This is a genomic window from Cohnella suwonensis (genome assembly GCF_042655365.1).
GTDB classification, from domain to species: domain Bacteria; phylum Bacillota; class Bacilli; order Paenibacillales; family Paenibacillaceae; genus Cohnella; species Cohnella suwonensis.
Genome location: NZ_JBHSMH010000034.1, coordinates 1 through 22346 on the forward strand (window position 1 = coordinate 1; position 22346 = coordinate 22346).

Below are 22346 nucleotides of genomic sequence, written 5' to 3' on the forward strand. Positions count from 1 at the left end.
TCTCCACCAGCTGCCCGTCAGCTACGAGGCGACTTGGCTCTTACCTCGACCGGACTTTCACCGGCTAGTTGTGCCTAACTTGGCTAGGCGCGCAATCGTTGGAAAGAACCGCCGGACTGGCCGTCCCGCGGCCCTATTGGATGAAAACGTTCTCATTGTTCTTCGTTCCCGCTTGTATCCGGTTTCTCCGGGCCTTGGAGGATGCCCATCATCTGAACGAATTCGTCGTTCGTCAGCGCCGATTTCAGCATCTCCTGAACGGCTTTCATCTGCTCCGGCGTCTGCCCGCCCTTCAGCGCGTCGGACAGCTGCTGCAGCTGGGACGGATTGAGCTTCGAGACGACGAGCGCGTATAACGATTGCCTTTGCTCATCGGTCAATTGCGTTCCCGTGCCGGCCGATTCTCCCGCGCTTCCCATGACGGGAACGGTGCCGTCCTCCCCGGGGACGGCATCCGGATCCGCGGAGGCGTCCGCGGGATTCGACGGTTCGTCCGAAGGCTGATCGGACGCGGGCGTATCGTCGTCTCCGTCTTCTCCTCCGACGCTTTCCGACGGATGCGACGATGGAGATGGAGACGCCTCACTCGACGGCTTAGGGGAGGACGAAGGCGTTGACGATGCCTCGTCCGTCTTCTCGTCTTTGCCATCTTTATCGTCTTTGTCGATTTCCGCCGTCTTGGATGGACTTCCGCCCGCTCCCCATAACGTTCCCCAGATACCCGATAGAGCGATAGGTTTGATTTCTACCGGCAAATTAAGTTGTTTCACAATCGTTTCCATATAGCTGTTCACGATATATCCCGTCGTCCATATGCATAAGAAGCTGAGCAGCAAAGCCGTCGCTCCCATCCGGATCACCCAGCTTACCCACTTGAACATGATCGTACCTCCCGCTGCGCGCGCGTTTTCATAGTTTTTAGTATGGGCAAACCTCCCTTATATCATTCCTATCACGTCGAATTGACTCGATGAGGATGAAGCAATTTTACTGTCTGGGGTAGTTTGACTCACTCGCGGACTTAACGGTCTAGGAGGACGTTATTTCGCATGATTCGGCGATTTCGAGGGACTTAGCGGTCTGGGAGGACGTCATTTCACATGATTCGGTTTGTGCGCATTCGCCTCATTTAGCCGTGCGTGGCACCGTTATTTCACGCAATCAGCACTTTCGCCTCATTTAGCGGTGCATGGCACCGTTATTTCACGCAATCAGCACTTTCGCCTCATTTAGCCGTGCATGGCACCGTTATTTCACGCAATCAGCACTTTCGCCTCATTTAGCGGTGCATGGCACCGTTATTTCACGCAATCAGCACTTTCGCCTCATTTAGCGGTGCGTGGCACCGTTATTTCCCGCAATCAGCACTTTCGCCTCATTTTGCCGTGCGTGGCACCGTTATTTCACGTAATCAGCACTTTCGCCTCATTTAGCTGTGCGTTGCACCGTTATTTCGTGTATTGCGCATATGCAAAAAGCCCCTCCCGCGATCCTGTCGGATGCGATGAGGGACTTTCGGGTCGAAATTCGATGGTGAGCCGTTGCCCCGCCGCTTGCATATCTTCTATCGCTACTACGCCTATGCCGCGATTACACCTTGTTCACGCACTTTGGCTCATACGCCGCCGCTTAAGCCGCCGCTTCCGCGTGCACCGCCTGCTGCGCCTTGCGTTGCTTGCGGGAACGCTTGAAGTAGAGCAATTCGTACATGACCGGCACGACGACGAGCGTCAGCAGCGTGGAGCTCGTTAAGCCGCCGATGACGACGACCGCCAAGCCGCTGGAGATGATGCTACCGCCGCCGAAGCCGATCGAGAGAGGAAGGAGAGCGCAGATCGTCGCGATCGCGGTCATCAGAATCGGACGCAGCCTCGTACCGCCTGCTTCGATAAGCGCTTCCCGGATCGACTGGCCGTGCTCGATCTGCTGCTGGACTCGCTCGATCAAGACGATCGCGTTCGTTACGACGATGCCGATCAGCATAAGAAACCCGATCATGCTCGACACGGACAACGGATCGCCGGATACTATCGTACCGGTCAAGCCGCCGATCAAGGCGAACGGCAGCGAGAACAAGACGGCGAGAGGCGCCCGGCCTTCCCGGAACGCGATGACCATGACGATGTACACCATGCCGACGGCGACGAGCATCGCCATGAGCATATCGCTCATCATTTGGCTGACGTCTTCCTCGCTTCCGCCGAACTTATAGGAGACGCCCGCCGGCAACGTCAGCGCGTCCAACGCTTTCGTCAGCTCTTCGTTTACTTTGCTGGCGTTCTTATCCGTGATTTGTCCCGTTACAGTCGCGAACTCCGCGCCGTTCTTGAACTGAAGCGTGCTCGGAAGCTTCGTCATTCGCACGTCCGCGATGTCTTTCACTTGAATGCTCTCGCCCGAAGGCGCGTTTAGCTTCAATTGACCGATCTGCTCGACGGATGCGAGCGACGCTCCGGTCAAGGACAAGTACAAATCGCTGGCACCCGCGCCGTCGCCGATCCGCCCCGCGTTCGTCTCCGACAAGAAAGGCCGGAGCAGCTGGGCCGCTTGCAACGCGGACAGTCCGACTTGGGAGGCGTCCTTCTGGCGAACGGAGATTTGGATGCCGTTCGTGCCGTCCTCCAAGTTGTTGCTAATATGATCGACGCCCTTCAAACCGGCGATCGTCCCGGTGATCTTCTCCGTAGCCGCCCGAATATCGGCCGCCGAAGAACCGGTAACCGTTACTTCGATAGAGCCGCCGCCGCTCATGTCGTCCTTCTCCAAGCTGAATTCGGACCCTTCCGGCACTTTCGCCTGCGGAGCGATTTCGTCCGTGAACCGATCCAAGTCCGCGGAAGCACGCAAGCCGATGAACCATTCCGCGCCGTTCTCCGCAACTTCGCCGCTAATGCCCCCGCCGACAATGATGCTCGTATTCTCTACGTCCGGGTGTTTGCGAATGATCGCGTCCAGGCGGTCCGATTCCTTCTTCACCGCATCGAGCGACGTCCCTTTCGGCATGGTCAGGCTTGCAAAAATGTACTTATAGTCGGATTGAGGAAGTAACACAACGCCGACTTTGCCGGCGAAGATCGGAACCAAGCTGCCCGCGAACAGCAACAAAGCGACGACGATAACGATCGTCTTATGTCCGAGCGACCAACGCAGCGCTCGCTTGTAGCCCCGGCTCATCGCGGAAGGCTTTGATTCCTTCGGCTTCGCGTTTTTCATCAGCGCCCAAGCCATGAGAGGAACGACCGTCAGCGACACGAGAAGAGAGGAGACGAGCGCGAAACCGACCGTCAAAGCGAAAGGGCGGAAGAAGCCGCCGATGATCCCTTGCAACAATCCGAGAGGCGCGAACACGGCTACCGTCGTTACCGTCGAAGACGTAATCGCCCGCGCCACTTCCATCGTGCCCGAGAGAATGAGTTCCTTGCCGATTTTCTCCCCTCTCATTCTGCGTACGATGTTCTCGATGACGACGATGCTATCGTCGACGACGCGTCCCGTCGCCACCGCCAATCCTCCGAGCGTCATGATGTTAAGCGTGACGTCCGTGAAGGTTTTTAAGCAGATCATCGCGATGAGCATCGACAGCGGAATGGAAACGATCGCGATCAACGTCGCGCGAAGGTTTCGCAAGAAGAAAAGAATCAGAACCGAAGCGAACAGCGCTCCGAGCAAGCCCTCTCGCGCGAGGGAATTCACCGACTCTTTCACGTCCGTCGCCCGATTGTACATGACGAGCGCTTTCGCCACGCCGTCCTTCTCCGCGTCTTCGTACACTTTCAACACTTGGTCCGATACTTCGACCGTATTGGCGTTGCTTGATTTCAAGATGTTCAGCGAAATGCTAGGTTGGCCGTTCGTTAAGCTGATGACGTTAAGCGCCTTGCCCTTCTCGATCTGCGCGATATCCGTCAGCTTGACTCCCGGCGCGACCTCCCAGTCCTTCAATTGTTCCAACGTCGTCAGATCTCCTTGCACGAACACCGGCAGCTTACTTTGACCGATTATCGTTTCGCCGAGCGGCATGCTCAGATTGTTCGATTGCAGAAGGTTTGTCACTTGTTCGAAGGAAATGCCCTTGGCCGTCATCTTCGCGGCGTCAAGCCTGAGATAGACGCCGTCGTCTTTGAGACCGACCGTTTTTACTTCGGTTACGCCTTCGATCGCTTGTAGCTTCGGAACGAGCTTTGCCTTGACGGTCTCGGAGAATTGCTCGCTTGTCGCCCCGCCGAGCGCGCTCACGGACGTGTACATGATCGGCTGATTCGTCGACGAGAAATAGGCCGCCGTCGGCTTCTCCGCTCCGATCGGCAACTGCACGTCGCCGATCGCTTGCTGCACTAGCTCTTGCTTTTTCTTCATATCGTCGCTGAAATTAAATTCCAACTGCACCATCGACATGCTGTTCGCCGATTGAGAGGTTACGCTCTTCACGCCCTCAACGTTACGGAGCGCCTTCTCGAGCGGCAGCGTAATTTGGTTCAGCACCTCGTTCGGTGCCGCGCCCGGATAAACCGTTTGAACGAAAATGCCTGGAATCGCGATCTCCGGATTCTGCTCCTGCTTGAACTTGGTCGCCGAATAGACGCCGCCTACGGCCACCAGCAAGACGAGCAGCACGACGGCCACCGGATTCCTCAGCGAGAATTGGGTAAAAAACTTCATTCGGATCTCTCCACTCCATTGGATTTTCTTTGGTCTCTCCGCCTCATCGCTTACGATTCGAAACGGAGTCTCTGAAGAAGATTGTAAGTTAATCCCTTCGGTGCCAACATGGTCTCTGGTACGTTCTTGCTCCTAGACTTTAGGCGGAGACGGATCAAGCCTTTGGTTCGGTGCCGGAGGAGGCCGGGCACGCAAGGGTGTGGCGAGTGTCGACGGCGAGTTAATGCGTGCGGAGCAGTAACTCTGTACGAAAAGCCGCCCTTTACGGCGAGTTAATGCGTGCGGAGCAGTAATTCCATGCGAAAAGCCCCGCTTCACGGCGAGTTAATGCGTGCGGAGCAGTAATTCCATGCGAAAAGCCCCGCTTCACGGCGAGTTAATGCGTGCGGTGCAGTAACTCCGTGCGAAGAGTCGCCCATGACGGCAAGTTAATGCGTGCGGAGCAGTAACTCTATGCGAATAGCCGCCCTTCACGGCGAGTTAATGCGCGCGGAGCAGTAACTCTATGCGAAAAGCCCACTTCACGGCGAGTATGCGTGCGGAGCAGTAACTCTATGCGAAAAGCTCCACTTCACGGCGAGTTAATCGTGCGAAGCAGTAACTCCGTATGAAGAGTCGCCCATCCGCATAACAATTCCCCTCGACTCCGCCCAAACGCAAAAAAAAGCCGTCCGGCGGGTATCCCCCGCCAAACGGCTTCCGTCACGCTTATGATTTTATGCTTCGTAGATCGGAGCGACTTGGTTCGTCTGCTCGCGGTTGCGGCCGACCGAGAAGATCGCGATCGGAATGCCCGTCAGCTCGGTAATCCGTCTCACGAAGTTCTGCGTCGTCTCCGGCAGATCGCTCAGCTTCTTCGCGCCGGAAATATCCTCGCTCCAGCCCGGGAGCTCCTCGTACACCGCTTCGCAATCTTCCAGCAGCTTCAGGTTCGCCGGATAATGCGACACGATCTCGCCGTTCAGCTTATACGCCGTGCAGATCTTGACCGTTTCCAGTCCGGTCAGCACGTCCAGCGAGTTCAGCGACAGACCCGTAATGCCGCTGACGCGGCGGGCATGGCGCACGACGACCGTATCGAACCAGCCGACGCGGCGCGGACGACCGGTAACCGTGCCGTACTCGTGGCCTTTGTCGCGGATCCATTGGCCAAGCTCGTTGTTGAGCTCCGTCGGGAACGGACCGTCTCCGACGCGGGTCGTATAAGCTTTCGCTACGCCGATGACTTGCTTGATTTTCGAAGGGCCGACGCCGGAGCCGATGCACACGCCGCCCGCGGACGGGTTCGAGCTCGTCACGTACGGATACGTGCCTTGGTCGATGTCCAGCATGACGCCTTGCGCGCCTTCGAACAATACTTTCTTGCCGTCGTCGATCGCGTCGTTCAAGATGACGGACGTATCCGTTACGAAAGGACGCAGCAATTCGGCCAGCGCCAAGTAATCTTTTATGATGCCGTCGGCGTCCAGCGGCTCGCCGCCGTACATTTGGATGATAACTTGGTTCTTATCGGCGATGATGGCGCGGGCTTTCTCTTCGAACGCTTCGGCGACCATCAGGTCGGCGATGCGAATGCCGCTGCGCGCGGCTTTATCCATATAGCATGGGCCGATGCCCTTGCGGGTCGTTCCGATTTTGTTGTCGGCCTTGCGGTCTTCCTCGAGCGCGTCGAGGACGAGATGGTAAGGCATGATGACGTGGGCGCGATCGCTGATCTTCAGGTTGTCCGTCGAAAAACCGTTATCGCGAATATATTGGATTTCTTCCACCAGCGCGCCGGGATTGATGACCATCCCGTTGCCGATGACGCAAAGTTTATCGTGGTTAAAGATACCGGAAGGAACCATCGTCAGCTTGTATTTTTTGTTCTCGATGAGGATCGTATGGCCGGCATTATTCCCGCCTTGATAACGGGCGACGACGTCGGCTTTCTCCGCCAAGTAGTCGGTAATCTTTCCTTTGCCTTCGTCTCCCCATTGCGTACCTACAACAACGACTGTTGACAATGCAATCCCTCCACCCGGGGTGGTTCTCACGCCGGCATGATAATGCCGCCCGAGAATCGCAAGGGGCGATCAGGCAGCATGATTAGTTTAGCAACTGCGTCCGGGGAAGTCAACGTAAAAACGAACAATTGAGCAACCGCCCATATTAATGTTCGGAATTTAACCACACATACTTCATTTATGCGCTGCCTGCATAGGCTTCGCTATGCGAACGGTCCAGGCTGACGAATTTATTGTAGTTCTTCAGGAAGACGAGCTCCACCGTGCCGACGGGACCGTTCCGCTGCTTGGCGATGATGATCTCGATGATGTTCTTCTTCTCCGATTCCTTGTCATAGTAATCGTCCCGGTACAAAAACGCGACGATATCGGCATCTTGCTCGATCGAACCGGATTCCCGAAGGTCGGACATCATCGGACGCTTGTCTTGCCGTTGCTCGACGCCCCGGGACAACTGGGACAGCGCGATGACCGGTACTTCCAGCTCCCGCGCGATCATCTTCAGCGTACGGGATATTTCGGAGACTTCCTGCTGGCGGTTCTCGCCGGCTTTGCCCCGCCCTTGAATGAGCTGCAGGTAATCGATCAGAATCATGCCGAGCCCTTTTTCTTTCTTGAGACGCCGGCACTTGGCGCGAATATCCGATACGGTAATGCCGGGCGTATCGTCGATGAAGATCTGCGCTTCGGAGAGCGCGCCGATGGCCATCGACAGCTTCTCCCAATCGTCGCCTTCGAGATGCCCGGTTCTCATCCGCTGGGCATCGACGTTCGACTCCGCGCAGACGATCCGCTGGACGAGCTGGGCGGCCGACATCTCGAGACTGAAGATGGCGACCGTCTCTGACGCGCGCACGGCGACGTTCTGGGCGACGTTCAGCGCGAACGCCGTTTTCCCTACGGATGGACGCGCGGCGACGATGATCAGGTCGTTTCGCTGGAAGCCCGCCGTCATCTTGTCCAGATCGACGAAGCCGGATGGGATGCCCGTTACGCCGCCTTTCTGGTTGTACAGAAATTCGACGCGTTCGAACACTTCCATTAGAACGTCCCGAATGCTGATGAATCCCGTTGCCGCGCGTCGACTGGAGATTTCCATGATGCGCACTTCGGCGTCGTTCAGGAGCGCTCCCACGTCTTCCTCGGACGCGTACCCGTTGGAGACGATCTGCGTCGCCGTGCGGATCAGCCGTCTGAGAATCGACTTCTCCTCGACGATCTGGGCATAGTATTCCACGTTAGCGGCCGTAGGAACCGCGTTCGCGAGCTTGGTGAGATACATGATCCCGCCAACCTCTTCCATCTGGCCGAGATCTTGCAGATGCGCGGTCAGCGTGATAAGGTCGATCGGCTTATTCTGGTCGTTAAGGACGATCATGCCTTCGAATATCCGTTGGTGGGAGACGCTGTAGAAATCCTCCGCTTTGAGTCGCTCCATGGAAGCGATCAGAGCCTCGGCCTCCAACAGGATGGCGCCGAGGACGGCTTGTTCCGCTTCCAGATTCTGCGGAGGAATTCGGTCGTAGAACATTTGCTGATCCCCGGTTCCGCTCATCGAATCATTCCTCCACGATTTTCACGTTTAGCGTGCCCTTCACGTCCGGATACAATTTCACGGTCACCTTCGTCACGCCGAGCGTGCGGATCGGATCGTCCAGTTCGATCTTGCGTTTGTCGACGGCGATCTTGTGGGAAGCTTCCAAGCCTTCGGCGATCTGCTTGCTCGTGATAGCGCCGAACAGACGGCCGCCTTCGCCGGCTTTCGCTTTGATCGTGACCGTCATCTCGGACAGCTTCGCCGCGAGCGCTTGCGCGTCTTCTTTCTCTTTATCCTTCTTCTTCTGAGCCGAGGCCACTTGCTGCGTCAGCGTTTTCTTCGCGCCCTCGGTCGCGAGCTGCACGACCCCTTTAGGAAGCAAGAAATTGCGCGCGTACCCTTCCGATACTTCCTTGATCTCGCCTTTTTTCCCCTGACCCTTAACATCCTGCAAGAAGATTACTTTCATTCGAATAAACCCTCTTCCTTATCGATTTCGTTCAAGACTTGCTTGAGTTTGAGCGCGACTTCTCCCACGGATCCCTGAAGCTGGGCCGCCGCGTTCGTGAAATGCCCGCCGCCGCCGAGCCGCTCCATGACGATCTGGACGTTGATGTGGCCGAGCGAGCGGGCGCTCACTCCGACGTTGCCGTCGGGGCGCATGCCGATGACGAACGACGCCTTGATGCCCGTCATGTTCAGCAGCGTGTCGGCCGATTGGGCGATGAGCAGCTGCGGCACTTGCTTACCCGCGTCCGCCACCGCGATGGCGATGCAGTCCCGGTACGTCTCCGCGTTGCGAATGATTTCCGCCTTGCGGATGTATTCCTCCAGGTCCTCTTTCAGCATCCGCTGAATGAGTACCGAGTCGGCGCCGTTGCGCCGGAGGAACGATGCCGCCTCGAACGTACGGGAGCCGGTACGGAAAGCGAAGCTCTTCGTGTCGACGGTAATGCCCGCGAGAAGCGCAGTCGCTTCCCGTACGTCCAGCACGACGCGTTCGTGAATGTACTGCAGCAGCTCCGTAACGAGCTCGCAGGTCGACGAAGCGTAAGGCTCCATGTAGACGAGCACCGCGTCGTCGATGAACTCCTCGCTGCGACGGTGATGGTCGACGATGACGATTCTCTCCGTCGCCTGCAGCAAGCGCGGCTCCGCGACCATCGTGGCGCGATGCGTATCGACGACGATCGCGAGCGACCGCTTCGTCATCAGACCGAACGCGTGCTCCGGAGAGATGAATTTCTTCGTCAGCTTCTCGTCTTCCTTGAGCATATCCATCATCCGCTGGATGGCGGGATTGATGCCTTCCAGCACAATGTACGCGTCTTTGCCGTACAGCTGCGCCGCCTTCAGCACGCCGATCGAAGCGCCGATCGCGTCCATGTCCGGCATTTTGTGACCCATAATGATGACGTTGTCGCTTTCCTTGATGAGATCCCTGAGCGCATGGGAGATAACCCTCGCGCGAACCCGCGTGCGCTTCTCGACCGCGTTGCTCTTGCCGCCGTAGAAGCTTTGACGCTGGCCGACCTTCACGACCGCCTGGTCCCCTCCGCGCCCGAGCGCGATGTCGAGGCTGCCTTGCACGAGATGGCCGAGCTCGATGGCGTTATCCGAACCGGACGCGAAACCGATGCTCAGCGTCATCGGAAGCTTCTGCTCGATCGTGATCTCGCGAACGTCGTCGAGCAACTCGAACCGCGACTGCTCCAAGCTCTTCAGCGCGATTTGGTTCGTAATGACCATATACCGGTCGGAGCTAAGCCTGCGCAGGAACAGGCCGTATTTCTGAGACCACTCGTTGATCTCCCCGGTCACCTTGGACAACATCAACGCCCGTTGTTGTTCATCCATTCCTTGGGCGACCTCTTCGAGATTGTCCATCATGACGATGCCGAGCGCGAGCTTTTCTTCGTCGTATTTCTTCTTCAGCGTCCAACGGTCGGTAATATCCCGGATATACAGGAACCGTTCGTTCGGACGAAGCAGCAGCTCGTAGACGCGCCCGCCGATCGACGCCTCCGAGGTCTCCCTGTCTTTGAACGTATGCGAAAGAGCCGGGAAATACGTGCCGAGAGGTTCCCCCACGATCGTCGTCTTGCCGACGACGGTGGCCACGAACGCGTTATGCCACTGGATTTCCTTCTCTTCGTTAAAAAGAATGATACCGAACGGAAGCTGGCCGATCACTTCGTTGCCGACGTTCTTGATCCGATGCGTCAGCGTCAGCACGTATTCATTCAAGTCCTTGCGGAAGGCCTTCTCCGCGAGAATGCCGTAAACGGCCACGACGCCTCCGAGCATCAAGCCTAACAAGCCCAGCAGCCACTGGTAAGAAGCCAAGGCCACGGTCAATATGAAGATGAGCACCAGTGCCCAGACGATATGCATGCCGTGCCAACGCTGCACGAGAAACTTGGGCATATCCGCGATTCGCTCCCGTCTTATGGTGGTGTGCAAGCCGCGTTCCCGCGGCCTGCGGACCGGGCCTTATTGTTTAACGAACACTTTGCGCAGCGGGAACGCCGTATCGAGCAGCCCGATCAACAGATAGGCCTGCGGGAAGAACAAAACCGGTACGCATAGCAAGAATGGCACTGCTTTCGACCATTTTTTCGCATCCGCCAAAAAGTAAAGGAATCCGAACGCGATCAACGTGAAGACGCAACCGAGAATCGGTTCAAGGTTCTTTGCCACGATCGCCCAGTAACCGTTGGCATCATTCGATATCGAGTGTACGGCTATAAAAGCGATTAAGTAATAGAGCACGAAACTCCTCGGCACTCTCCAAGTCATCGCTTTCGGCAGCGCGGGCGCTTCGATTCCCGACGCTTGGAGCGATACGCGCGACAGGGCATGCGTGATGATCGTGAACAGAATCGAGCTGAGAAGCAGAATCATCGGAAGCAGATTCATGATCTCCGAGCTCAAGTCCCGGGCGAGGCTCTCCGCTCCTCCCAGCTTGAATAGGTCTCCCCCGCCGGCTCTTTCCAGCTCCTTCAGGTTATCCGACAGCATGGAGGCGAGCTCCGCCTTCAAGTCGATGTCGAACATGACGGAGAATAAGGCCAGTTCCAGCAGAAGCTGGGCCAGCACGATGACGAAGCCGACGAGAACGGCCGTCTTCGCCGAACTTCCTTTCTTATAGATATGCCCCATCGCGACGGAAGGGACAAGAAAGAAAAATCCGAGCGTCGCGACGATCGGCCCGTTGCCTCCCGCCAGCAGGAACGCCGCCGCCCCGATCGCCAATACGTGCACGGCGAACGATTTGACGCTTAACATGCGGTAAAGAACGACGAAAGGCGTCATCATCAGAAAAATCGTTACGAAGTTCAAAGGCGTCGCCAGCGTGATCAAGAGCAGCCATGCGGCCGCGCTCCACGCGAGCGATTTCCAAGTTGCGTTCAATCCATTCACCTCTTGCGGATATGTTCGGACAGCTCGGACAGATCGCGGTATTGATCTTCCAGTTGATGTCCCTCTTGTTTGAGCTTGGCTAGCTTGTCCGCAACGGCGATGTCCAGGTCCCGGTACGAAATACCGAGCCGACGGCCCAAAATGTAGGCGCTCGCGATTAATCCGGCCAGACCGTCCACGACGCGGGAAGTGCTTCCTTCCCAGATCGCCCGGAACAGCCGCGACGTTTGATCGAGCACTTCGGTTTTCAGCCACTCGATCGTTCTCGTTCTCGTGGCCACGTCCAGATCGCGTTCCATCGCGATTCCTCCTACGCTTCGACTATGCCAAGGTGCAGAAGCCCGGAAAGCTGCAACCTTCATTATAGCATATTATCCGGCGCGGAAGTGAGCAGCTAGAGCCGGGGCCGTCGCTGCGCATGCGCAAAAAGGGCACCCCGCCGCGTACGGCGAGATGCCCTCTTCGTTGTTCTATCGGGTCAGCGTGAGCTGGCTTCCGTCCTTGCCCAGCTTCCAGCCTTGCGCCGCCAACGCGGCTACGGACACGTAGTTGCGCTCTCCGACGGAGAGCAGCTCCGCCGTCCTGCCGTCTTCCCAAGTCAGCTTATAGCCCCGCTCGAGAATCAGTTCGCCGGTCTTGGGTTTCGAAACTTCCATCGGCGTCGCGCCGTCCATGTTGACCGCGGTCGCCGCATGCTTCCGCTTGTCCCAAGAGACGAGATAACCGTGCGCCTTGAGCGCCTCCAGATCGACGTAGTTGCCGTCTCGGTATTCGAGGAGCGCCGTCGACGCGCCATCCCACTTCAACGAAGACGCGCTTTCCTTCACGCGAAGGAATTCGCTCTTGATCGGTTGGCCGACGCGGACGTCCTTGTGAAGCCCCTTGCCGTCCAGCGCCGTCTGCCCGCCCACGAGCACGTACTTGATGCCCGCGGACAACAATTCCGGCTTCGCGACCGTCGACTTGTCGCTGATCGTCTTGTAATCGAACACGACGATGTCCGCGTCCATGCCTTTGGCGATCCGCCCTTTCTTCTTCAAAGCCGGGGCTTGCTTCTCCAGCCGCTGCGCGGGCATCAGGGACATTTTCGCGATCGCGTCCGATAACGAGATGACCTGCTGCTCTCTTGCGTATAGCCCGACCGTCCTCGCGAACGTGCCCGAAGCGCGCGGATGGTTGTTATAGCCCGGCTCCAGAATGGCGTCGCTGCCGATCATGACGTAAGGCGCCTTGAGCGAGTCGATCACGTCCTGCTTCGGAATGGCGTAGGCGACCGCCAGCTTGCCTTCCTTCTGGTACTTGCGGAACGTGTCGGCGGTCAGCCGCTCATCCGTGCCGGCGATCTGCAAGTCCTTGTACGTGATGCGGAAGCGAGACTGCCAGCCCTCGTCGAACCGGGCGGAGTTCAAATACGTTCCCCAGTAATCGTAAGGATAGATGCAAGCGGTAATGTCGAGCCCTTCCGCTCTCGCGTCCTCGACCATCTTCAGAGACTGCCTCATCGAGAACGTGCCGCCCGTGCTGTTGATGTGATCGATATGTACGGCCGCCCCGGATGCCCGGGCGTAGCCGATTAATTCCTTCAACGCGTCGATGTTCGTGCCCGGCTCTTCCATATCCGAATATCTGGCGTGGAAATAAACCGGAACGTTGTACTTGTACGCGAGCTTCATCATCGGAAGAATTTCCTTATCGTTAACGCCCGGCACGTATTCCAAGCTAAAGGAAATGCCGAGAACGCCGTCGTTCAACGCCTTCTCCGCTTGGTCTACGAGCTTCTTCACTTGTTCCGGCTTGGCCGTGTCGTAACGGCTTAGCTTGAATGGATTGCGGGCATGCGTGTAGAAGAACGAAGCTCCGAAATGGACCGGCGTCCGGTTGCGTTCGTAATACGGATACCACTTCTCCGGAGACGTCGTTCCCCCGTGCATGGCGATGTTCGTCGTCACGCCGTCGGCGATCTTGTTCCATACGCCGAGCGGATTCGGATCGTAACTCAGATTGTCGATGAAGCCCGGCGCCACGACGAGCCCCTTGGCGTCGATCGTCCGCTTGCCCTTCAGCGGCTTGTCCGTCACGAGCACGATCGTGCCTCCTTGAATGGCCACGTTCAGCCCTTCCCGGTCGAGCTTCGTCTCGGGATTGATAACCCTGCCGTTCGAGATGACGACGTCGTAAGTCTTGTTCAGCTCGGACGCCGTCGGCTGATCGATCGGCGCCTCTTCGGGCTCGGGCGAGGCACTCGGGGCCGGCGCTGCCGATTTCCCTTCCGTCGGGAGCGCCGTTCCCGGCAATTCGCCCGCGCTCGCGGCCGAACTCGGCGCCGCGTCTTTCTGGTCTCCCCTAAGCGTCGTTGCCGCCCATACCGTTCCCGCGACGACGAGCGCCGCGAGTAGCGCGATGAAAGGGAGAGTGCTGCGTCTCGGTTTGTTCTGGCTGTGGGTCATCTGTCCTCCAAGTTGTCCGGTATCGTCCTACGCTTCCCGCTTGACCGCCCTGTCGTTCGATTGAATCGGAAGAAGCAGCTTCTCGCAATAATCGATAATGTCGCTGCGCCGTACGATGCCGATAAAAATATTCATGTCGTCCACGACCGGAACGAAATTCTGCGTCTTGGCCAGCGAGATTAGATCTTCCATGTTGGCGTCGATGCGTACGGCCAGGTTATTCATTCTTAACGGAACTTCGTCGAGGGATACCCGGTGCAGCTGATCGAATCCGTGCTCCGGATTGTTCTTCAGGAACCAGAGCAGATCCCCTTCGGTGACCGTCGCCTTGTATTCGCCCGCTTCGCCGATGACCGGCACCGCGGTGTACCGGTGACGTTCCATTTTCTCCAGCGTCTGGCGTAACGTCGCGCCTACGCTGACGGTGACGACCTCTTGCTTAGGCAATAAAAAGAAAGCGATATTCATACGTTCCTCCTTCGCAGACTTTGTCTTTACGTCTTGTCGAAAGACCCGAAGCCATCTGCCGCGGCTTCCTTATTATAGCATTAAGGACGGATGTTCTCCATCCGCCCCGTCTATTTCCATCGTTATGCCGGTTGCTTGCTCGCGGACGCGCCGCTCTCGCCCGTCGGCTGTCCCGCTTGTTCGTCCTTCTCGCCGGGCACGATCAGCTGGTCTTCCGGAGTATTCGGATTCGTCCATAACGCGATCGTCGCGCGAACCGCATCGAGATCTTGCTCGTCCGCGGCGAAATACCACAGATTGTCCGTGCCCATCCGTTTGCCTTCGCCTTTCAACGTATAGCTCTTGATTTCATGGCCCGTCTGCAGGAACTGCTTCGCCAGCGAATTCATCGCCGACGGAGGCAGGTCGGTGCTGAAATTATCGCCGACGATATCGAGCACCTCGGGGATTTTATCCCACTGCTGCAGCGAAGACGCCTTATGCATGAGCGCCTCGATGAACGCGCGGTTGCGTTCCGTCCGCGCCATGTCGCCGCCCGCGTCTTCGCGGTATCTGACGTAATTGAGCGCTTCTACGCCCGTGTAGCTCGGTTTGTTCGCTTCGACCGTGAATTTCTCGTGATCCGCGCCCTTGTTGACGATGTCTTTGCCGATCGGGAGCGAGATGCCTCCGAGCGTGTCGACGACTTTCACGAAGCCTTGGAAGTTGATCGTCGCGTAATGGTCGACTTTCGCGTCGAGCAGCTTCTCCACGCTGTTCACGGCCATTTCCGCGCCGCCGAAGGCGTACGCGTGCGTGATTTTGTCCTGTGTGTCCTTGCCGACGATCTCCGCGTACGTGTCGCGCGGAATCGAGACCATCAATACTTTGCCGTCGTTCGGACGAACGACCGTATAGATGATCGTATCCGAACGTCCGCGTTCCTTCGCGCGGGCGTCCACCCCGAGCAGCAGCATGCTGAACGGCTCGCTGACTTGCGGTTCTTCGACGACCGGACGGCCCTCCAGCGGCTGATAGGAATCTTGGAAGCTCGCCTCCACTTTATCCGACAGAAACAGATCGTACCCTAGCGCCGATAGCGCGCCTCTGTTTGCATAAATAAGACCTGCGGCAACGACAAGCGTCATGAACGACGCGATCAACGTGATTTTAAAACGACGATAATTACGCATGATATCTTCTCCTTCTCCATTTCCCTTATATTATTTTCTCTCTCTATTTTGCGTTTGGGCACTCTCGGTAAGAGCTCACAGACCCCTATTATACGATTGACGGAACGAAGAAGTTACAGTTTTCGAGATGGCAAATAGAATACATTCCTTCCGATCCAACATCCGGCACCGCTCCCTGCCCCGACTTTTCGCGGACCGAACTAGACCAAAGTCCGGGTACCAAACTCATCCTTAGGCCGTGATTTCATACGTCTTCCATCCGGTATACTTCAATCATTCGATCCGTTCAGGAGGTATTCAGCACCATGTCACAACCCGTATTGCAGCTTCGCAACGTCACGAAGACGATCGGCAAGCGCAACATCGTCAACGACCTTTCTTTCGAAATACCCGCAGGCGAAGTATTCGGCTTCTTAGGCCCGAACGGCGCCGGCAAAACGACGACGATCCGCATGATCGTCGGCCTCATCTCCATGACGAAAGGCGAGGCCATCATCAAGGGCGTCTCCGTCCGGCAGAACTTCGAGCTGGCGATGACCCATATCGGAGCCATCGTCGAGAATCCGGAAATGTACAAGTTCCTTACCGGCTATCAGAACCTCGTTCATTTCGCGCGCCGGCATTCCGGCGTCACGAAAGAGCGCATCGACGAAGTCGTAACCCTGCTAGGCCTTCAGAACCGGATTCACGAGAAGGTCAAGCGCTATTCCCTCGGCATGCGGCAACGGCTCGGCGTCGCCCAAGCCATTCTTCACCGGCCTTCGTTGCTCATTCTGGACGAACCGACCAACGGTCTCGATCCGGCGGGCATTCGCGAACTCCGCGATTACCTCCGCAAGCTGACGAAGGAAGAAGGCATCTCCGTCATCGTCTCCTCGCACTTGCTGTCGGAGATGGAGCTGATGTGCGACCGCGTCGCCATCATTCAAGGCGGCAAGCTCGTCGACATTCGCTCGCTTCAAGAACACAAGGATACCGCGCAGACGAAAATCATGATCGAAGTCGGAGACCTGCACGCCGCCCACCGGCTGCTCTCGGACTCTTTCGACGAATCGCTGCTGTCCATTGACGGCAACCAACTCGAGGTCCTTTCGGACAAGACGGCCATCCCGGATATCGCGAGGCTGCTCGTCAAGTCCGGTCTCGACGTCTACGGCATCCATGCCGCGCAGAAATCGCTCGAAGAGCAGTTCCTCGAAATTACCGGAGGTGAGATGGTTGTCTAGCTTAACGCAACTCATTCGCAATGAAAACATGAAAATCTACCGCCGTCCAAGAACGTGGATCATGGTCGGCATCCTCGTTCTCGCCATCGGTCTGCTCAGCTGGATCATGAAATGGGACTCCAGCAAAGATGACCAAAGCAATTGGCAGAACAGTCTCACTCAGCAGAACGCGCAAATGCAGATGGACCTGACCCAATTGAAGGATACGAACGACAATCAGCGGGAATGGCTAACCGAACAGATAAAGCTCAACCAGTACTATCTTGATCACGATATCAATCCGAACGATCTTTCTTTATGGAATTACGTCAACAACTCGGCTGAACTGATCATCCTGATCACGATCTTGACGGTCATCATCGCCGCCGACATGATCGCAGCCGAATTCTCGTGGGGAACGATCAAGTTATTGCTAGTCGGTCCCTCCTCGCGAACGAAGATCATGCTCGCCAAGTACGTGTCGACCATGATCTTCGCTATTCTGCTTCTGGTTCTGTCATTCGCGGTGGCGTTCCTCTTCGGATCGATACTCGAAGGCTTTAGCGGACTTTCCCTTCCGCACTTGACGATCGGAGATAACGGGCTCGTTCATGAAGGCTCCATGATCGTGAATTCCTTGCAGCAGTATGGTTACAACATCGTCTCGCTGCTCCTGTACGTAACGATGGCGTTCATGATCTCCGCCGCGTTCCGGAGCTCGTCGATGGCAATCGCCTTCTCGCTTCTCTTCATGCTCGTCGGCAACACGTTGTCGGAGATTCTGCGCGAATACAGCTGGGTCAAATACTTGCTGTTCTCCAATATCGACCTGCGGCAGTATTTGGAAGGCGGCCAGCCGCTTCACCCCGATATGACGCTCGGCTTCTCGATCGGTATGCTCGCCATCTACTACATCGTGTTCAAGTTCGTCGCTTGGGCCTTGTTCACGAAGCGCGACGTGGCGGCTTAACTGTTAAGCATTTATAGAAGGGACTATTCCTCGTCATGTAATTGACGTCGGGATAGTCCTTTTCCTTTTATTTGGCATTTTCGTTGTTTTTCCTATATATTCTAGTCATAACGAGAATGATTGGAGAGATTCGATGCGCGCGCTCCGAATGCTTGGCTTGGCGGCACCGATCGCGACGGTTGCGATATCGCTACTGTTTCTTTATGCGAACCCCTATGATTCCGATCCCGATCTGCTATCCCACACTACGCAACTATCCGTCTATCTTTTGCTGATTGCGCCAGCCCTTGCCGCCGTACTCGCCTATGCGATCCGCAACCGCGCACTCAAGCTGACTGCGTTCTACTGGTCGCTTCCTGCGGGACTTTATCTCGGGTTGGCCGGCATCCCCAGCTATTGGACCTTGTTGATCCTGTCGATCTTCCTCTATTTATTCATCCCGACTGCCCCGATCCCCCGACAGCAGCATGCAAACTGCAAAAGTGCAGGTTGATGCACCCTTTTCCCGGAACGAACGTCAACAACCTACATACGCTACAGGTTGTTTTGGCATTTTCGAGAGAAATAACCCTTTTCCGCCAAACAAAATGCATATTTGCAGGTAATCGCGCCGTATCAGCCTTTTCGCACCCAACAAACTGTACTACGTGCAGGTTGTTCCCATTAAAGCACCCAAAAATAAACAAACATACCTTTCCGGCCGCCCCCCAAGCGAGACCGACCAAAGCAAAGCACAAAAAACGCCGCCGGTTGCCCGGCGACGTCGTTCGCGTTGTGTGAAGCTATACCTTCGATACTACTCGGTCGTGTATGGCAGCAAAGCCATTTGACGCGCGCGTTTGATCGCTACGGTCAACATGCGTTGGTATTTCGCTTTCGTGCCCGTCACGCGACGTGGCAAGATTTTGCCGCGCTCGCTGATGAACTTACGAAGCAAGTCCAACTCCTTGTAGTCCACGTGAGTAATTTTATTTACCGTGAAGTAGCAGACCTTCTTGCGTTTGTTACGGCCGCCACGGCGGAATTTACGAGGCTCGCGTTGCTCGCCGCCTTCGCGTGGACCGCGTGGTCCGCGCTCTTCGCGCGCTGCAGGAGCAGTTGTTTGTTGTTCGCTCATTTGTTATCCGTCCTTTCCAGTTAAAATGGCAAATCATCGTCCGATATGTCGATCGGTCGCCCGTCGTCCGCGAAGGGATCGTTGCTGTTACCGCTATTGCGAGAGGAGCCAGAGCTGCGGTTGCCGCCTCCGGACCCGCCTCCGCTATTGTTCGAGCCGCCAAAGCCGCCTTCTTCCCTTGCTTGTCCGCCGCCCTCGCGGTTTGCGGATTCCAAGAAACGAACGTTATCGGCAATGACTTCCGTCACGTATACGCGTCGGCCTTCGTTGTTCTCGTAGTTGCGCACTTGCATGCGGCCTTCCACGGCGGCCAAACGGCCTTTACGAAGATAATTAGCGCACGTCTCCGCGAGCTGTCTCCAAGTGACGACCGGAATGAAATCCGCTTCGCGATCTTCGCGGTTAGTACCGGAAGAGAACGGGCGATCCACGGCGAGCGTAAATTGGGTAACGGCTACGCCGGCAGGCGTGTAGCGCAATTCGGGATCCTTGGTCAGGCGCCCTATGAGAATGACTCGATTCAACATCGCGGGTTCCCTCCACTAAAAACTGACATTAAGGCTTGCGGCGGATTTCCGCCTGGCAATGTGCGGTTTACGCGGTTTGTTCTCTGACGACCATGTGACGAATCACTTCGTCCGTAATCTTCAGAACGCGTTCCAGCTCCGTGACAACAGCAGGCGTAGCTGTGAAATGAACCAACACATACGTCCCATCGCGGTGTTTGTTGATCTCGTAAGCGAGACGACGTTTACCTTGCACGTCATGCTTCACGATCTCTCCGCCGTTCACGATGATGCCCTGGAATTTTTCCACGACAGCTTGAACGGTTTCTTGTTCCACGTCCGGACGGATGATGTACATCAACTCGTAGTTGCGCATCTTCCGTTCACCTCCTTTAGGTCTTTGGCCTCTCCCTTTGTATACCGAAATCATCGATCTCGGCGGAGAAGCAAGGAGTATGCTTTCAATAGCATACCTGAATACTTTAGCACAACGGCCCGCATATCGCAAGGAATTTCGCGCTACACTATCCCCATGACAGGGGGTGAACGCAAATGGGCGAATACACGCAATTCGAGCCGGGCCAACGGGCTCCGAACGACGGCGAGTACATGGAAGTGGGAGAAGATGCCTTTCACATGGGGATCAACAACCCGCAGCACGTGACGCTTCGCAAAGGGGAGCGTTTTCCGGAGACGTCGAACCATAATCGCAAGTGGAAAAAGATGAAGCAGTTCCGTTAGAAAAAAATCGGCGACCATGTATATCGATCGCGGTTTTGTGCCATTCTATATTTCGGCGACGCAAAACGAGAGGTGTGGTTCCCTTGAACGACAAGGCGCAACATCAGCAGGAGGAACACGTTCCATTCGGAGTAGGTTAACGGAAGCGAGGCGTTGTGCTAAAGACTCCGTTCTGTAACACGCGGATCCTTTGATCCGGTCACCGAAGCGCTGAACTGCAATCAGCAACGTTGGTTACGTCTCATTGCAACTCATTACACGTCGCCCGAAGAGCCCCGCGAGGGGCTCTTCGTTATTTTCTATACGATGTCCCCGGACTTGATCGCCCCTTCGATGAAACAAAAAAACGACCCCGTCTTGGGATCGATCGCGGTTTGATTTATGGCGGAGAGGGTGGGATTCGAACCCACGCACGGCGCGAGCCGCCTAGATGATTTCGAGTCAACCCCCTTGGGCCTCTTGGGTACCTCTCCGCAGCAAGGAAAATCATATCACATCTCGGACAGCCGCGCAACTGGTTTCGCCATCCAGTTCAATTGCCCGATTCGGCGCTTTCTTCCGCCCCGGGATCGGCTTCTCCGGCCGCCGATTTCAGTACCTTCTTTAAGCTTTTCTCGAACTTCGCGCGCGGCAGCAGGATGCTGTGTTTGCATTTTACGCACTTGATGCGGATGTCCATCCCCATGCGGATAATCTCCATCTCGTTCGCTCCGCACGGATGCTGCTTCTTCATCATGACGACATCGCCAAGGTCGAACGTTTTCCGCTCCATCCCGATTCCCCCGTTTCGTTTGCGCGGCTTTCTAGGTTGTCGCGTCCGTCGCAGCTTCCGTCGCAGCTTCCGCCCTTGCCGTATCGAATGATTTCTTCAATTCGGTGTTGATTAGCCGCGTGATTTCGCCCGTCGTATTCGGCTTGCATCTGGCGGTCACGCGAATCGTCATTTGGTTCATTTCGAGCGTCTGAATGCCGAGCACTTCGGGCTTCGCCGTCAGGTTCGGACTCTCGATGCGATCCAGCACCTCGCGAATGGCCGTCATTTGCTCTTCGACCGTCTTGTCCGACGAGATCGTCAGATCGACGACCGCCAGCAGCGGATTGATGGAGAAGTTGGTCACTTGGACGATCGCGCCGTTCGGAATAATATGAATCTCGCCCGTCCAGCTTCTCAGCGTCGTCGCCCTTAGACCGATCATCTCTACCGTTCCTTTGAACGTTCCGAGCTGGACGACGTCGCCTACGGCGAATTGATCTTCCAAGATGATGAAGAACCCGGTGATCACGTCTTTCACGAGACTTTGCGCCCCGAAGCCGATCGCGAGACCGAGGACGCCCGCGCCGGCAAGCAGCGGAGCCAGCTGAATATGGAATTCTCCCAGAACGAGAAGGATCGTAATAAAATTAATCATATACGATGCGGCGTTCTTCAGCAATTTTCCCATCGTCTGCACGCGCCGCGCGCGCAGCTTCAGCCGGTTCGACTTCTCGTCGTTCGTGACGTGGTCGATGAACCGGTTCAGCACGATAAGCGCGAGCCGGCTGACCAGCACGATCAGTACGATTCGCAACAGGACGAGCAACGCCGCCGTCCACATTTCCGTATCTTGTACCGTCTCCCAGAATCGATCGATGAACTTAGTCCATAGATTGCTCTGCAAAACATCGATCTGTAACGCCGTATAGATTCTCATGGTACGCCTTACTCCTTTAACCGCGTCTTACTCGATTTCCTCGTAGCCCGCGGGAGTTCTTTCGAACATCCCTCTGATCTCTACGTTCTCCGACGCGATGATGCTCTTGACTTGGGGAAGCTCTTCGACCGGAAAAGCGATCGACAACGCGCAGCCCGCCGTGATTTCCTTGGGCGTCGGACAAATATCGATCTCGATATCCGCGTATTCCAGCAACATTTCCGCCCTGAGCGCCTGCTGCGTAGAATCGAACGCGATCAATAGCGTGTCCGTGGCCATTGGCTTAGCCTCCCCGTAAGATTACTATAATACTTTTGCGCGATTATACGCCCTTTCCGATGCGCAAGTATAAATGAGCCCTTCCGTCCATATACTAGTAACATACTAGGGTAGGAGGCGAATCG

Annotated in this window: 21 protein-coding genes and 1 tRNA gene; 4 read left to right on the plus strand and 18 right to left on the minus strand. The window is 56.3% G+C overall.

Annotated elements, in window-relative coordinates; all coding sequences use genetic code 11:
- Positions 1-152: 152 nt before the first annotated feature.
- The 11 genes from ACFPPD_RS11700 to ACFPPD_RS11750 all read right to left on the minus strand — a co-directional run bounded on the left by ACFPPD_RS11700 (position 153) and on the right by ACFPPD_RS11750 (position 15712).
- On the minus strand, positions 153-881 hold the full coding sequence (locus ACFPPD_RS11700; RefSeq protein WP_209750177.1) for a hypothetical protein: 729 nt from the start codon (positions 879-881) through the stop codon (positions 153-155).
- 748 nt (positions 882-1629) lie between these two features.
- A complete protein-coding gene (locus ACFPPD_RS11705) occupies positions 1630-4659 on the minus strand; it encodes an efflux RND transporter permease subunit (protein ID WP_209750176.1) in 3030 nt (1009 codons plus the stop codon).
- A gap of 716 nt (positions 4660-5375) precedes the next feature.
- The gene (locus ACFPPD_RS11710; RefSeq protein WP_209750175.1) at positions 5376-6665 is read right to left on the minus strand and encodes an adenylosuccinate synthase; all 1290 of its coding nucleotides are present in this window, start codon (positions 6663-6665) and stop codon (positions 5376-5378) included.
- A 178-nt stretch (positions 6666-6843) separates the two neighbouring features.
- The gene (gene dnaB, locus ACFPPD_RS11715; RefSeq protein ID WP_209750174.1) at positions 6844-8220 is read right to left on the minus strand and encodes a replicative DNA helicase; all 1377 of its coding nucleotides are present in this window, start codon (positions 8218-8220) and stop codon (positions 6844-6846) included.
- Between the two features lie 4 nt (positions 8221-8224).
- A complete protein-coding gene (rplI, locus tag ACFPPD_RS11720) occupies positions 8225-8671 on the minus strand; it encodes a 50S ribosomal protein L9 (RefSeq protein WP_209750173.1) in 447 nt (148 codons plus the stop codon).
- Positions 8668-10629 carry a DHH family phosphoesterase gene (locus ACFPPD_RS11725; RefSeq protein ID WP_209750172.1) on the minus strand — a complete coding sequence of 654 codons (1962 nt, stop codon included), beginning with the start codon at positions 10627-10629 and terminating at the stop codon, positions 8668-8670. Before ACFPPD_RS11725 ends, rplI begins: the two co-directional genes overlap by 4 nt.
- A 66-nt stretch (positions 10630-10695) precedes the next feature.
- Entirely contained in the window at positions 10696-11616 is a 921-nt protein-coding gene (locus ACFPPD_RS11730) for a DUF2232 domain-containing protein (protein WP_209750171.1), read from the minus strand.
- A 5-nt stretch (positions 11617-11621) separates the two neighbouring features.
- The gene (locus ACFPPD_RS11735) at positions 11622-11924 is read right to left on the minus strand and encodes a MazG-like family protein (protein ID WP_209750170.1); all 303 of its coding nucleotides are present in this window, start codon (positions 11922-11924) and stop codon (positions 11622-11624) included.
- A 171-nt stretch (positions 11925-12095) separates the two neighbouring features.
- Positions 12096-14072 (minus strand): amidohydrolase family protein, encoded by a 1977-nt coding sequence (locus ACFPPD_RS11740; RefSeq protein WP_209750169.1) that lies wholly within the window; start codon positions 14070-14072, stop codon positions 12096-12098.
- 27 nt (positions 14073-14099) lie between these two features.
- On the minus strand, positions 14100-14540 hold the full coding sequence (locus ACFPPD_RS11745) for a CBS domain-containing protein (protein WP_209750168.1): 441 nt from the start codon (positions 14538-14540) through the stop codon (positions 14100-14102).
- 122 nt (positions 14541-14662) lie between these two features.
- On the minus strand, positions 14663-15712 hold the full coding sequence (locus ACFPPD_RS11750; protein WP_209750167.1) for an LCP family protein: 1050 nt from the start codon (positions 15710-15712) through the stop codon (positions 14663-14665).
- Between the two features lie 305 nt (positions 15713-16017).
- Here ACFPPD_RS11750 and ACFPPD_RS11755 point away from each other — a divergent pair, with 305 nt between their 5' ends.
- The 3 genes from ACFPPD_RS11755 (at position 16018) to ACFPPD_RS11765 (ending at position 18380) form a co-directional block, all read left to right on the plus strand.
- Positions 16018-16938 carry an ABC transporter ATP-binding protein gene (locus tag ACFPPD_RS11755; RefSeq protein ID WP_209750166.1) on the plus strand — a complete coding sequence of 307 codons (921 nt, stop codon included), beginning with the start codon at positions 16018-16020 and terminating at the stop codon, positions 16936-16938.
- Positions 16931-17887, plus strand: a complete 957-nt coding sequence (locus tag ACFPPD_RS11760; protein ID WP_209750165.1) for an ABC transporter permease — start codon at positions 16931-16933, stop codon at positions 17885-17887. Before ACFPPD_RS11755 ends, ACFPPD_RS11760 begins: the two co-directional genes overlap by 8 nt.
- A gap of 133 nt (positions 17888-18020) precedes the next feature.
- Complete coding sequence (locus tag ACFPPD_RS11765; RefSeq protein ID WP_209750164.1) at positions 18021-18380, plus strand: hypothetical protein; 360 nt, start codon at positions 18021-18023, stop codon at positions 18378-18380.
- A gap of 303 nt (positions 18381-18683) precedes the next feature.
- On the opposite strand, the gene rpsR is transcribed toward ACFPPD_RS11765, so the two are convergent.
- From rpsR to rpsF, 3 genes are all read right to left on the minus strand, one after another.
- Entirely contained in the window at positions 18684-19004 is a 321-nt protein-coding gene (gene rpsR / locus ACFPPD_RS11770; protein WP_209750163.1) for a 30S ribosomal protein S18, read from the minus strand.
- A 20-nt stretch (positions 19005-19024) separates the two neighbouring features.
- Positions 19025-19531 carry a single-stranded DNA-binding protein gene (gene ssb, locus ACFPPD_RS11775; protein WP_209750162.1) on the minus strand — a complete coding sequence of 169 codons (507 nt, stop codon included), beginning with the start codon at positions 19529-19531 and terminating at the stop codon, positions 19025-19027.
- Between the two features lie 67 nt (positions 19532-19598).
- Positions 19599-19886: a 30S ribosomal protein S6 gene (gene rpsF / locus ACFPPD_RS11780; protein ID WP_209750161.1), complete on the minus strand. Its 288-nt coding sequence runs from the start codon at positions 19884-19886 to the stop codon at positions 19599-19601.
- Between the two features lie 176 nt (positions 19887-20062).
- Between rpsF and ACFPPD_RS11785 the strand changes: the two genes are divergently transcribed.
- Positions 20063-20251 carry a YjzC family protein gene (locus ACFPPD_RS11785; protein ID WP_209750160.1) on the plus strand — a complete coding sequence of 63 codons (189 nt, stop codon included), beginning with the start codon at positions 20063-20065 and terminating at the stop codon, positions 20249-20251.
- 382 nt (positions 20252-20633) lie between these two features.
- On the opposite strand, the gene ACFPPD_RS11790 is transcribed toward ACFPPD_RS11785, so the two are convergent.
- From ACFPPD_RS11790 to ACFPPD_RS11805, 4 genes are all read right to left on the minus strand, one after another.
- Positions 20634-20724 (minus strand) — tRNA-Ser (locus tag ACFPPD_RS11790).
- 59 nt (positions 20725-20783) lie between these two features.
- Complete coding sequence (locus ACFPPD_RS11795; protein ID WP_209750159.1) at positions 20784-21023, minus strand: DUF951 domain-containing protein; 240 nt, start codon at positions 21021-21023, stop codon at positions 20784-20786.
- Between the two features lie 31 nt (positions 21024-21054).
- Positions 21055-21942 carry a mechanosensitive ion channel family protein gene (locus tag ACFPPD_RS11800; protein ID WP_209750158.1) on the minus strand — a complete coding sequence of 296 codons (888 nt, stop codon included), beginning with the start codon at positions 21940-21942 and terminating at the stop codon, positions 21055-21057.
- 27 nt (positions 21943-21969) lie between these two features.
- The gene (locus ACFPPD_RS11805) at positions 21970-22221 is read right to left on the minus strand and encodes a putative Se/S carrier protein (protein ID WP_209750157.1); all 252 of its coding nucleotides are present in this window, start codon (positions 22219-22221) and stop codon (positions 21970-21972) included.
- Between the last annotated feature and the right edge of the window lie 125 nt (positions 22222-22346).